General features: G+C 55.9%; 1 protein-coding gene. It reads right to left on the bottom strand.

Going from position 1 to position 546, the window contains the following annotated elements:
* Positions 1–37 precede the first annotated feature (37 nt).
* Positions 38–546 (bottom strand): DDE-type integrase/transposase/recombinase (locus B9Z45_RS16815; RefSeq protein WP_146180962.1); only part of this gene is annotated, 509 nt, incomplete at its 5' end.

The raw sequence follows: 546 nt of genomic DNA on the forward strand, positions 1-546 counted from the left end.
GTGGTCTTGACCCTGTAACCCAGTACCGCCGGTATGTTTAATTTGCCGCTCGTTTTCCCCTGAACAGCTTGGGTGGCACGTAGCCCAATGCGCTGTGCGGGTGGTAAGAATTGTAGTCATCGAACCATTTGGGCAGTTGCGCCATCACCGTTTGTGAGTCCGGCCTTTCTGCCAGTTTGGCGTAATCCCGCTTCAATGTTTTCACAAAACTCTCGGCCATGCCGTTGCTTTGTGGGCTTGTCACTGGCGTGGTCACTGGCTTGAGTCCCAATTGCTTGGCAAAGCTCCTGGTCTCGGCTGCCGTGTAACAGCTGCCGTTGTCAGTGAGCCATTCAATGGTCTTTGGCGGCTTGCCATCCGGGCCAAACCTGTTCTCCACCGCCTGTATCATCAAATCGCCCACCAAGGCCGCATCGATGCCTTTGGTGGTCGCCACCCAGCTCATGATTTCCCTGTCACAGCAGTCCAGCGCAAATGCCACCCGCACCTTCTCGCCGTTGTCGCATGACAGCTCCAGGCCATCTGAACACCAGCGCACATCACTTT

Origin of the sequence: Limnohabitans sp. 2KL-17 (genome assembly GCF_003063415.1) — a bacterium.
GTDB lineage: Bacteria > Pseudomonadota > Gammaproteobacteria > Burkholderiales > Burkholderiaceae_C > Limnohabitans_A.